The 10123-nt window shown below is 70.6% G+C and carries 11 protein-coding genes and 1 pseudogene; 6 read left to right on the forward strand and 6 right to left on the reverse strand.

Annotation, left to right across the window (positions count from 1 at the left end; all coding sequences use genetic code 11):
- Positions 1 to 172 precede the first annotated feature (172 nt).
- Positions 173 to 904: a hypothetical protein gene (locus ACIGXX_RS25725; protein ID WP_383820702.1), complete on the forward strand. Its 732-nt coding sequence runs from the start codon at positions 173 to 175 to the stop codon at positions 902 to 904.
- Between the two features lie 15 nt (positions 905 to 919).
- On the opposite strand, the gene ACIGXX_RS25730 is transcribed toward ACIGXX_RS25725, so the two are convergent.
- On the reverse strand, positions 920 to 1432 hold the full coding sequence (locus ACIGXX_RS25730) for a hypothetical protein (protein ID WP_351163506.1): 513 nt from the start codon (positions 1430 to 1432) through the stop codon (positions 920 to 922).
- A gap of 24 nt (positions 1433 to 1456) precedes the next feature.
- Positions 1457 to 2578 carry a magnesium and cobalt transport protein CorA gene (locus ACIGXX_RS25735; RefSeq protein WP_351163509.1) on the reverse strand — a complete coding sequence of 374 codons (1122 nt, stop codon included), beginning with the start codon at positions 2576 to 2578 and terminating at the stop codon, positions 1457 to 1459.
- Positions 2579 to 3049: 471 nt separating this feature from the next.
- On the opposite strand from ACIGXX_RS25735, the gene ACIGXX_RS25740 reads away from it, so the two are divergent.
- On the forward strand, positions 3050 to 3634 hold the full coding sequence (locus ACIGXX_RS25740; protein WP_399979139.1) for a suppressor of fused domain protein: 585 nt from the start codon (positions 3050 to 3052) through the stop codon (positions 3632 to 3634).
- An 18-nt stretch (positions 3635 to 3652) separates the two neighbouring features.
- Here ACIGXX_RS25740 and ACIGXX_RS25745 read toward each other — a convergent pair whose 3' ends face one another.
- Entirely contained in the window at positions 3653 to 4906 is a 1254-nt protein-coding gene (locus tag ACIGXX_RS25745) for an MFS transporter (protein ID WP_399979142.1), read from the reverse strand.
- 160 nt (positions 4907 to 5066) lie between these two features.
- On the opposite strand from ACIGXX_RS25745, the gene ACIGXX_RS25750 reads away from it, so the two are divergent.
- The 3 genes from ACIGXX_RS25750 to ACIGXX_RS25760 all read left to right on the forward strand — a co-directional run bounded on the left by ACIGXX_RS25750 (position 5067) and on the right by ACIGXX_RS25760 (position 7429).
- A complete protein-coding gene (locus tag ACIGXX_RS25750; protein WP_351163518.1) occupies positions 5067 to 5708 on the forward strand; it encodes a DUF6758 family protein in 642 nt (213 codons plus the stop codon).
- 177 nt (positions 5709 to 5885) lie between these two features.
- Positions 5886 to 6752 carry a PHP domain-containing protein gene (locus tag ACIGXX_RS25755; RefSeq protein WP_383820710.1) on the forward strand — a complete coding sequence of 289 codons (867 nt, stop codon included), beginning with the start codon at positions 5886 to 5888 and terminating at the stop codon, positions 6750 to 6752.
- 71 nt (positions 6753 to 6823) lie between these two features.
- The gene (locus ACIGXX_RS25760; RefSeq protein WP_351163523.1) at positions 6824 to 7429 is read left to right on the forward strand and encodes a MarC family protein; all 606 of its coding nucleotides are present in this window, start codon (positions 6824 to 6826) and stop codon (positions 7427 to 7429) included.
- Positions 7430 to 7546: 117 nt separating this feature from the next.
- On the opposite strand, the gene ACIGXX_RS25765 is transcribed toward ACIGXX_RS25760, so the two are convergent.
- Positions 7547 to 7699, reverse strand: a complete 153-nt coding sequence (locus ACIGXX_RS25765; RefSeq protein WP_167829028.1) for a hypothetical protein — start codon at positions 7697 to 7699, stop codon at positions 7547 to 7549.
- Positions 7700 to 7909: 210 nt separating this feature from the next.
- On the opposite strand from ACIGXX_RS25765, the gene ACIGXX_RS25770 reads away from it, so the two are divergent.
- On the forward strand, positions 7910 to 8806 hold the full coding sequence (locus ACIGXX_RS25770; RefSeq protein WP_351163525.1) for an NYN domain-containing protein: 897 nt from the start codon (positions 7910 to 7912) through the stop codon (positions 8804 to 8806).
- Positions 8807 to 8848: 42 nt separating this feature from the next.
- Here the strand turns inward: ACIGXX_RS25770 and ACIGXX_RS25775 are convergent, their stop codons facing one another.
- Positions 8849 to 9709, reverse strand: coding sequence for an alpha/beta fold hydrolase (locus ACIGXX_RS25775; protein WP_399979149.1), 861 nt, complete (start codon positions 9707 to 9709; stop codon positions 8849 to 8851).
- Positions 9710 to 9874: 165 nt separating this feature from the next.
- Positions 9875 to 10123, reverse strand: a pseudogene (locus ACIGXX_RS25780) (DEAD/DEAH box helicase); the annotation flags it as partial.

The raw sequence follows: 10123 nt of genomic DNA on the forward strand, positions 1-10123 counted from the left end.
CCGTCCCGGTCGGATACGCCCCGGCGGAGCGTCCGGCCCCACTGGCGACGATCCACCTAGTCAGCACGGGTACGCTGCCGTACTGCCGTAGCCGTAGCCGTCGTCCCCACGAGAGGCAGCGCCCCCTGTGTCACTCATTCCCCCGGTCCGCCGTACCCGCAGGACGGCACTCGTGAGCGCGGTGTGCGCGGGGCTCGTCCTGGGGGTCGCCGGTCTCACCGGGTGCAGCGGTGAAGAAGAGGATCCGGACGCAGGAACGAACGGCATCGGGAAACTCTCCGCCGCCAAGATCCAGAGTAAGTCACGCGCGGCGGCCGACGCCGCGCCCGCGGTGCGGCTCTCGGGCACGCTGGTCAGCAAGGGCCACACGTACAAGCTCGACATGCGCCTGAAGGACGAGGGCGGCATCGGCTCGGTGACCTCCAAGGGCGAGACGTTCCAGCTGCTGCGCGTCGGCAAGGAGCTCTTCCTGAAGGCCGACTCCGCCTTCTGGACCCACGAGGACGCCAAGGGCGGCGAGAAGCCCGGCAAGGCGGACGAGGGCGCCGCGGCCAAGCTCGACGGCAAGTACGTGAAGGTCCCCCAGGAGGACGCCTCCTACCAGCAGCTGAGCGGCTTCACCGACAAGGACGTCCTCCTGGAGGGCATGCTCACCCTGCACGGCAAGCTCGCCACCGGCGAGCGCGGCACGACGTCGGGCAACCCCAGCATCGAGATCACCGGCGACAAGGGCGCGGGCGGCACCCTGGACGTCTCCCTGAAGGGCAAGCCCTACCCGCTGAGCCTGGAGCGCGCGGGCGACGCGGGCACGCTCCGACTCAGCGACTGGGGCAGGGACTTCCCGCTCAGCGAGCCGGAAAAGGAAGAGATGGTGGACTACGGAGAGCAGCTGCCGCAGTCCTGAGGGCGCGCGGACGCGCTAGGCGCGCCGCTTCTTGCGCTTGAACAGCAGCCGGGGCAGCGCATCGGGCACCGGCTGCCGGGTGGTCGCCCCGGTCGGCAGCGGCGGGGCCGCGAGGGAGCCGTCGGGCAGGTCGGTGATCGTGTCCTGCGGGGTGAGCCGGACGACCCGGCACTCATCCGCCCAGCGCTGCGGCATCAGCTCGCCGTCGGGCGCGTTCAGCCGCTTGCCCTTGAGCTCGGCGACGGCCGCCTCCCACGCGTCGGAGCGTGGCGCGAGCTCGGTCACCAGAGCCGTCCAGGCGATGAGCCGGCCGCCCTTGTCCTTGCTGCGTACGGTCACTTCGGCGGTGCCGCCGTCCACGAGCCCCGGCAGCGGCTGCTCGCCGGGGCCGTCGCCGACGAGGTGCGCCGCGCCCTCGTGCCAGACGTGCCACAGGGCGCGGGCCGGTTCTTCGCCGCGCACCCAGATGAGGCCCGACTTCTTGGTGGCCTCTTCCAGGAGGGCCTGGGCGAGCAGCGATTCTGTCATGCGCGCAGCCTACCGAGTGGGGTGCTAGAGCCAGCCGTTGCGCTTGAGGGTGCGGTGGATGGCGTAGCAGACGCCGCCGATGAGGCCGAGCACCATCGGGTAGCCGAACCGCCAGTGCAGCTCGGGCATGTGGTCGAAGTTCATGCCGTAGACCCCGCAGACCGCCGTCGGCACGGCGATGATCGCCGCCCAGGAGGTGATCTTGCGCATGTCCTCGTTCTGCGCGACCGCGGCCTGCGCGAGGTTGGCCTGGAGGATCGAGTTGAGCAGTTCGTCGAAGCCGACGACCTGCTCCTGGACACGGGCCAGGTGGTCGGCGACGTCACGGAAGTACTTCTGGATGTCCGGGTCGACCAGCCGCATCGGCCGCTCGCTCAGCAGCAGCATGGGCCGGAGCAGCGGCGAGACGGCCCGCTTGAACTCCAGGACCTCACGCTTGAGCTGATAGATCCGACCGGCGTCGACACCGCGCGCGGTGCCCTTGCCCTTGCTCGGCGCGGAGAACACCTCGGTCTCCACCTCGTCGATGTCGTCCTGCATGGCGTCGGCCACCGCGAGATAGCCGTCGACCACGTGGTCGGCGATGGTGTGCAGGACCGCGGAGGGGCCTTTGGCGAGCAGCTCGGGCTCCTCCTGGAGCCGGCGCCGCAGGGCGCGCAGCGAGCCGTGGCCGCCGTGCCGCACGGTGATGAAGAAGTCCCGCCCGGTGAAGCACATCACCTCGCCGGTCTCCACGATCTCGCTGGTGGCGGTGAGTTCGGCGTGCTCGACGTAGTGGATGGTCTTGAAGACCGTGAAGAGCGTGTCGTCGTAGCGCTCCAGCTTGGGCCGCTGGTGGGCGTGGACCGCGTCCTCGACGGCGAGGGGGTGCAGCCCGAACTCGGCGGCGATACCGGCGAATTCGGCCTCGGTCGGCTCGTGCAGACCGATCCAGGCGAAGCCGCCGTCGCGCCGCACCTGGAGCATCGCCTCGTGCGGCGTGAGGGTGTCGTCGCAGGCCGCGCGGCGGCCGTCGCGGTAGACGGCGCAGTCGACGACGGCGGAGGCGGCGGTGGGGTCGCGCGTGGTGTCGTACGAGCTGTAGGCGCTGCCGTCCTTGCGGAGCGAGGGGCGGACGGCGGCGCGAAGGTCACGGATCATCGACATGGGCAGGCTCCTTTGACGGAGGCCGCCGGCGGCGGGTGGAACTACCCGGAATGGGGACGTCCTGCTGAGGATGTTTGGCACGTCCACAAAGCGGGGAGCACCGCACCATCGCGGTGGCAGCTTCGCTACTGACTCAGATCAGATAACTCAGAGAGATCAGGTGGAAACGAAGTGCTCTTCCGTCGCACGCGAGCACGGGGAGTGCGGGCGCACAGTGGCAGCTACAGAGCTGCGTGAGGTGTCAGACGGAAGAACGGGTGGTACTGCACGGTCGACTTCGATCCATGGCAGCCCCACCTCCTCCGGCCGGTCCCCCGTAGGGGAAGTCCCAAGCGCGTAGCGCGCGAAGTCATCTGCCCGGGCTTGAAAGCGCGCTCTGCGTGCTGCCCGGAACCAGCGGCCAACACTATCAGCCGACTGAAGTGTCAAGCCCCGCCTTTACCCGCCACTGACGAGTTCTATGCTCGCGACATGGCTGATGTTCTTGCTCTGGTCGAAGCCCGTCTCCGTACTGGCCTCGGTGAACCGGACGCCCGCGCCGCGGTGACCTTCCTCGGCACCGACCGCGTCGAAGTGCTGCGATTCACGGACGGGGACGTGGTCAGGTACGCCACCCTCGGCATGTCGTCCCAGCCGATGGCCGACCCCACCGCCCCGCTGGCCGACCCGGTCAAGGGCCCGCGCGCGGAGCTGATCCTGTCGGTGCGGGGCGGAGTCGCCGACACGGACAAGGTGCTGCGCCCCCTCGCCGTGCTGGCCGCGTCGCCCCAGGTCGAGGGGCTGATCGTGGCCCCAGGCGCCTCGCTCGACGTGGGTGAACCGCTGTGGCCCGGCGCGCAGTTCACGTCGGTCCTCGTCGCGGAGCCGGGCGGTCTGGTGGAGGGCCTGGAGCTCGACGAACCGATGGAGCCCGTCCGGTTCCTGCCGCTGCTGCCCATGACGCCGAACGAGGGCGCGTGGAAGCGGGTGCACGGCGCGCAGGCCCTCCAGGAGCGGTGGCTGACCAGCGGAACGGACCTGCGCGATCCGCTGCGCAAGTCCGTGTCCCTGGACTGAACCGACGTACCGGGTGCGTCAGTTCGCGAAGACGGTGACGCCGTCCTCCGTCGCGTGCTTCGGTTCGAGCTCCGCCGCCTCGTGGGTGAGGGAGTCCTTGCGGACCCAGACCACGACCGCGCCGAGCACCGCCGTGATCGCCGCGACCGCGAACGGGACGTGGATGTCGGTCCACTCCTCGATCTTCGGCGCGAAGAACGGCGCGGCGGCGGCCGCGAACCACCGGACGAAGTTGTAGCCCGCGCTGGCCACCGGGCGCGGCGCGTCCGATATGCCGAGCGCGAGCTCGGTGTAGACGGTGTTGTTCACGCCGATGAAGGCGCCGGACAGGATCGTGCAGACGATGGCGGTGGTGTGGTTGCCGTACCCGAGCACCAGCACGTCCACCGCGAGCAGCACCAGCGAACCGCCGAGCACCTTCAGCGAGCCGAACCTCGCCTGCAGCCGCGGCGCCACGAGCACCGAGAAGACCGCGAGCAGCAGGCCCCAGGCGAAGAAGATCGCGCCCGACTTGTACGGGGTCATGTTCAGCACGAACGGCGTGAAGGCCAGGACCGTGAAGAACGTGTAGTTGTAGAAGAACGCGGAGGCTGCGGCCGAAGCGAGGCCGCCGTGGCCGAGCGCCTTGATCGGGGCGAGCAGTGAGGTCTTCCGCGCGGGCTTCGGCTGCTCCTTCAGGAACGCCGTGATGCACAGGAACCCGACGGCCATGAGGGCCGCGGTGCCGAAGAACGGGTAGCGCCAGCTCGCGTTGCCGAGCACCGCGCCGAGCAGCGGCCCGCACGCCATGCCCAGGCCGAGCGCCGACTCGTAGAGCAGGATCGCGGCGGCGCTGCCGCCGGCCGCCGCGCCGACGATGACCGCCAGGGCGGTCGACACGAAGAGCGCGTTGCCGAGCCCCCATCCCGCGCGGAACCCGACCAGCTCGCCGACCGAGCCCGAGGTGCCCGCGAGCCCCGCGAAGACCACGACGAGCGCGAGGCCCAGGAGCAGGGTCTTCTTGCCGCCGATCCGGCTGGAGACGAAGCCGGTCACCAGCATCGCGACGGCGGTGATCAGGAAGTACGAGGTGAAGAGCAGGGAGACCTGACTGGCGGAGGCGTCCAGGCCCTTGGCGATGGAGGGGAGGATCGGGTCGACGAGCCCGATGCCCATGAAGGCGACGACCGACGCGCCCGCGGTGGCCCAGACGGCCTTCGGCTGCCGCAGCAGACTGGTCGCCCCCTCGTCGAACGGATCCCCTTCGGCGGGGCCTCCTGTGCTGCTGTTCATGCCTGCTCCTTAGCGGCTTCCGTCGAGATCGTTGACGTATACACATATTAGTTAGCCAGCCTAAAAGATGCAAGCTACATCTAGTTTTGCCTGGTGACGGCGCCACCGGACGGGTGATCGTCCTTGACGGAGCGACGACCGGGGAGGACCGTTGGGCGCTATGAGGGGCGAACCCAGTTGCCCGAAGTGTGGTGGCCGGGTCAGGGCTCCCGGTCTCTTTGCCGACTCCTGGCAGTGCGATGTGCACGGGACGGTGCATCCGCTGCAGCCTGTGATCCCGCCCAGCGTCGAGGCCCTCCAAGTCGTGGTGCATCGCGCCCAGGTGCCGGTGTGGATGCCGTGGCCGCTGCCGGTGGGCTGGCTCTTCACGGGCGTGGCCTGCGCGGGCGACGACCGCAGCGGAGGCCGTGCGACCGCCGTGGCCTGCTCGGGGCCCGCGCCGCTCGGCGGCATCGGCGAGCTGGTCCTGATCGCCGAGGAGCTCGGTGTCGGTCTCGGCGCGCGGTACGCGGGCATCGACGGCCCGGACCCCGGCCCGTATCTGAACGTCGAGAAGCCGCCGGTGGCCAAGCTCCTCGCGGCAGGACGGCCCACCCCCATGTGGCATGTGGCGGGCACCCCGGACGACCGCGCGGTCTTCGCGGGCGAGGCGCGCGGGCTGTGGCTGTGGGCGGTGGCGTGGCCGGAGCAGTCGGGGCTCCTGATGTACGACGAGCTGGTGCTGACCGATCTGCGGGACGCGGGCGCCGAGGTGGACCTGCTGCCGTGCGGGGCGCTCTCGCCGCGGATTCTGATGCCGTGAGGGTGCCGGCGCCGATCTTGGGAGTGCCGGGCGGGCCGCTGGTGCCGTGAGGTGAGGGGAGTCTCCTTCGTGGCGGGCGGGGGAGCGTTCGGGCCCCGTTATCCTTGAGCGTCCCCCTCGCGACCGTCCCTCGTGGACTTGTCCGCGTCCGCCCCGTCAGAGCCTGGAGTCCGCGTCGTGCGCATCGACCTGCACACCCACTCCACCGCCTCCGACGGCACGGACACCCCGGCGCAGCTGGTGCGCAACGCCGCCGCGGCCGGGCTCGACGTCGTCGCGCTCACGGACCACGACACCACCCGCGGGCACGCACAGGCCGTCGCGGCCCTCCCCGCGGGCCTCACCCTCGTCACCGGCGCCGAACTCTCCTGCCGCCTCGACGGCGTGGGCCTGCACATGCTGGCCTATCTCTTCGACCCCGAGGAGCCCGAGCTCGCCCGCGAGCGCGAACTCGTGCGCGACGACCGGGTGCCCCGCGCCAAGGCGATGGTCGGCAAGCTCCAGGAGCTCGGTGTCCAGGTCACCTGGGAGCAGGTCGCGCGCATCGCGGGCGACGGCTCGGTCGGCCGGCCGCACATCGCCGAGGCCCTGGTGGAACTGGGCGTCGTGCCCACCGTCTCGGACGCGTTCACGCCGGACTGGCTCGCCGACGGCGGCCGCGCGTACGCCGAGAAGCACGAACTGGACCCCTTCGACGCGATCCGCCTGGTCAAGGCCGCGGGCGGCGTCACCGTCTTCGCGCACCCGGCGGCCGTCAAGCGCGGCCAGGTCGTGCCCGAGGCGGCGATAGCGGAACTGGCCGCCGCCGGTCTCGACGGCATCGAGGCCGACCACATGGACCACGACCCGGCCACGCGCACGCGCCTGCACGGTCTCGCCGCGGACCTCGGCCTGCTGGCCACGGGGTCGAGCGACTACCACGGCAGCCGCAAGACCTGTGTGCTCGGGGAGTTCACCACCGACCCCGAGATCTACGGCGAGATCACCCGCCGTGCGACCGGGGCGTTCCCGGTGCCGGGCGCGGGCGGACGCCCCGCCGCGTAACGCGGCTCCGCCCCACCTTTTCCGCCGCCGTCGCGCGGCACTTTCGTACGACTCACCGCAAGGCCATCACTGTGTTCGACGTCGCCGTCTTCGGATCCCTCTTTCTCACCCTTTTTGTGATCATGGACCCTCCCGGGATCACCCCGATCTTCCTCGGACTCACCTCCGGCCGCCCCGCCAAGGTGCAGAAGAAGATGGCCTTCCAGGCCGTGTGCGTCGCCTTCGGCGTGATCGCGGTCTTCGGGCTCCTGGGCCATCAGATCCTCGACTACCTGCATGTCTCCGTCCCCGCACTGATGATCGCGGGCGGGCTGCTGCTCCTGCTGATCGCGCTCGACCTGCTCACCGGCAAGACGGACGAGCCGAAGCAGACCAAGGACGTCAACGTCGCCCTGGTGCCGCTCGGCATGCCGCTGCTCGCGGGGCCCGGCGCGATCGTCTCCGTCATCCTGGCCGTCCAGGACGCCGACAGCGTCGGCTCGCAGATCTCCGTGTGGGCGGCCATCGTGGCGATGCACGTCGTGCTGTGGCTGGTGATGCGCTACTCGCTGCTGATCATCCGGGTCATCAAGGACGGCGGCGTGGTCCTGGTGACGCGGCTCGCGGGCATGATGCTCTCCGCGATCGCCGTGCAGCAGATCATCAACGGTGTGACGCAGGTGATCAACGGCGGCTAGGCGGACGGCGCGAAGGCCGCCGGGCATGCCAAGGGCCCCCGTACCAAAGGTGTACGGGGGCCCTTCAACCTGTTCAGCTCGTACGTCTCAACCGGTGCTGCGTCTCAACACTGTGCGTTACGAGGCCGGCGATTCGGCCGGTCGGATATAGATGCGCTGGCCGATCGCTGCGGCCTGCTGCACGATCCGATTGACGGAGGCGGCGTCTACGACGGTCCGGTCCACGGCGGCGCCGTCGACGTCGTCGAGTCGCATGATTTCGAAGCGCATATGGCTTCTCCCTTCGTCTGGTCATCCTCCTGAAGGAGAACTACTGGTGTTGTGGTCCCCGGGACAGCTGTGTCCTGCGTTCCATACGGGTACAACGAGTTGCCCCCAGCAAACATTCCCTACGCTAAGGAAATTTTTCGACAGACTAATTACTCACGAGTAGCGAGACCGGTTGTGTTCGCTGCGTGACCAACGGGACAATGAGTTCCAATGAACGACGAGATCGACATCAGCGCCCAGCTGGAGCGCACCAACGGACTCCTCGAGCGCGTGCTCGCCGAGGTGGCGAAGACTCCGTCCACGCACGCGATCTTCGTCGACGCCGGGTATGTGTACGCGGCCGCGGGACGGCTCGCCGTCGGCACGGAGGACCGGCGGTCCTTCGACCTGGACGCGGAAGGGCTGATCGAGGCGTTCATCGACAAGGCGCGCACGATCTTCGCGGACAGCCGTCTGCTGCGCGTCTACTGGTACGACGGCGCGCGGCGCCGCATCCACACGGTGGAGCAGCAGTCCATCGCGGAGCTCCCCGACGTCAAGGTCCGCCTGGGCAACCTGAACGCGAACAACCAGCAGAAGGGCGTGGACTCCCTCATCCGGACGGATCTGGAGTCACTGGCCCGGCACCGCGCGATCAGCGACGCGGCCCTGGTCGGGGGCGACGAGGACCTGGTGTCGGCGGTGGAGGCGGCGCAGGGGTACGGCGCGCGGGTGCATCTGTGGGGCATCGAGGCGGCCGAGGGCAGCCGCAACCAGGCGGAGCCGCTGCTGTGGGAGGTCGACAGCCAGCGCACGTTCGACCTCGAGTTCTTCAAGCCGTACGTGTCCCGGCGCACCGCCACGTCGTACGAGGCGGCCGGCACGCCGCGGCCCTCGCGCGAGGACGTGCGGTTCGTGGGCGCGCAGGTCGCCGCGAAGTGGCTGGCCGAGCGGGGGCGCACGGCGCTGGTGGACCTGCTGCCGGGCCATCCCTACCTGCCGGGGTCGGTGGACCAGGAGCTGCTGGTGGAGGCCGAGAAGCTCCTGTCGTACTCGCTGCGGGGGCAGTCGGATCTGCGGCGGGCGCTGCGGGACGGCTTCTGGGAGAACCTGCAGACGCGGTACTAGCGGGGGCGGGGTGGGGCGGGGTGCGGGCGCGGGGGATCTTCGCTAGGAGCCGCTGGTGATCCGGTCCCAGAAGGCGATGAGGGCGGCTGCGGTCTCCGCGGGGCGGTCGGTGTTGGGGGAGTGCTCGGCGCCGGTGACGACGGTGCGGTGGGCCCGCAGCCGCTCGGCCATCTCGTCCATCCAGGCGATGGGCCAGGTGTCGTCGCGCTCGCCGGATACGACGTGCTTGGGCAGCGGCGCGGCGGCGAGCTCCGTGACGCGGTCCGGTTCGGCGCAGAGCTGCCTGCCGGTGGCGATGAGCTGGGCGGGGCTGTGCCGCAGCCAGCGCTCGCGCAGTGCGTCGCCGTCGAGGTCGGTCTCCTCGGGCGGATCGAGGGCCTGGATGGCGGCCCAGGCCTCGGCCATGGAGAGCACGGTGAGCGCGTCCGTCAGCATCGTGGCCCGCTCCTGCTGCGAGGGCGAGATGGCGGCGGGGCCGGAGGACAGGAGCGTGAGCGAGGCGAAGGTGGCCTCCGGGGCGGGGACGCGGAGGACGGCGGCGCGGGCGATCTGGCCGCCGAGGGAGTGCCCGAGGAGGTGCGGTGTGCCGCCGACGGCTTCCGCCTGGGCGAGCACGTCCTGGGCCAACTCGTCCTGGGCGTAAGGGAGTTCGTCCTTCTCGGGGCCTTCGCTCTCGTACTGCCCGCGGCCGTCGACGGCGACGGCTCGATACCCGGCATCCGCGACGGGCCGGAGCAGGGCGATGAAGTCCTCCTTGCTCCCGGTGAAGCCGGGGAGCAGCAGGACGGTGCCCTTGGCCTGGCCGGCCGGGCGGGCATCCAGGGCGGCGAAGTCGCCGCGAGCGGTCTGGAGACGACGCGCGTCGACGCCGGGGGGCGGGGTGAAGGTCGGGGGCCTGCTCATGCCTCGAGGCTAGCTGCTGGCTTCCGGGCCGGGTCTTGGGCGGGGGGTTCGGGCGGCAAGTTGAGTGCAGTGGAGTGGGGTGGGGGAGTTGGGGGGGAGCATGCAGAAGGCCCGGGTCCCCCGTGGGGGCCCGGGCCTTCAGGCGTTGCGCCTCAGTGGAGCGTGTCAGCTCTCCTCGGCCGGCGCGGCCACCGCCTTGCGGGCGCGGCGGCGCGGCTTGGCGACGGCGGCCTCCTCGGCGACGACCGGAGCAGCCTCCGCGGCCTTGCGCGTACGGCGACGCGGCTTGGTCTCCTCCGTCGGCTGAGCGGGAATCTCCGCCTCGACGGTCTCGACGACGGCCTCCGCGGCCTTGCGGGTGCGGCGGCGCGGCTTCGTGGCCGGAGCCTCGGCCTCGGCGGCTTCCGCCACCTC

Origin of the sequence: Streptomyces sp. NPDC055243 (assembly GCF_044544025.1) — a bacterium.
In the GTDB taxonomy this organism is placed as follows: domain Bacteria; phylum Actinomycetota; class Actinomycetes; order Streptomycetales; family Streptomycetaceae; genus Streptomyces.

What these genes read in the sequence shown, in the direction of transcription:
- ACIGXX_RS25765 (WP_167829028.1), bottom strand. Translation starts at nt 7,699, where the DNA reads ATGCGCTTCGAAATCATGCGACTCGACGACGTCGACGGCGCCGCCGTG.
- ACIGXX_RS25745 (WP_399979142.1), bottom strand. Translation starts at nt 4,906, where the DNA reads ATGAACAGCAGCACAGGAGGCCCCGCCGAAGGGGATCCGTTCGACGAG.
- ACIGXX_RS25770 (WP_351163525.1), top strand. Translation starts at nt 7,910, where the DNA reads ATGAACGACGAGATCGACATCAGCGCCCAGCTGGAGCGCACCAACGGA.
- ACIGXX_RS25735 (WP_351163509.1), bottom strand. Translation starts at nt 2,578, where the DNA reads ATGTCGATGATCCGTGACCTTCGCGCCGCCGTCCGCCCCTCGCTCCGC.
- ACIGXX_RS25750 (WP_351163518.1), top strand. Translation starts at nt 5,067, where the DNA reads ATGAGGGGCGAACCCAGTTGCCCGAAGTGTGGTGGCCGGGTCAGGGCT.
- ACIGXX_RS25730 (WP_351163506.1), bottom strand. Translation starts at nt 1,432, where the DNA reads ATGACAGAATCGCTGCTCGCCCAGGCCCTCCTGGAAGAGGCCACCAAG.
- ACIGXX_RS25740 (WP_399979139.1), top strand. Translation starts at nt 3,050, where the DNA reads ATGGCTGATGTTCTTGCTCTGGTCGAAGCCCGTCTCCGTACTGGCCTC.
- ACIGXX_RS25775 (WP_399979149.1), bottom strand. Translation starts at nt 9,709, where the DNA reads ATGAGCAGGCCCCCGACCTTCACCCCGCCCCCCGGCGTCGACGCGCGT.